Origin of the sequence: Neisseria sp. P0007.S010, assembly GCF_051962875.1 — a bacterium.
GTDB lineage: Bacteria > Pseudomonadota > Gammaproteobacteria > Burkholderiales > Neisseriaceae > Neisseria > Neisseria subflava_A.
In genome coordinates, this window is sequence record NZ_JBQCUX010000055.1 from 1 (window position 1) to 255 (window position 255).

The window sequence follows — 255 nt, forward strand, 5'->3', positions numbered from 1 at the left end:
ATAAGGGCCATGAGGACTTGACGTCATCCCCACCTTCCTCCGGCTTGTCACCGGCAGTCTCATTAGAGTGCCCAACTAAATGATGGCAACTAATGACAAGGGTTGCGCTCGTTGCGGGACTTAACCCAACATCTCACGACACGAGCTGACGACAGCCATGCAGCACCTGTGTTACGGCTCCCGAAGGCACTCCTCCGTCTCTGGAGGATTCCGTACATGTCAAGACCAGGTAAGGTTCTTCGCGTTGCATCGAAT

The 255-nt window shown here is 54.1% G+C and carries 1 rRNA gene; it reads right to left on the reverse strand.

Annotated features, from left to right (window positions below):
• Nucleotides 1-255 (reverse strand): 16S ribosomal RNA (locus ACTHR7_RS10880); the annotation flags it as partial.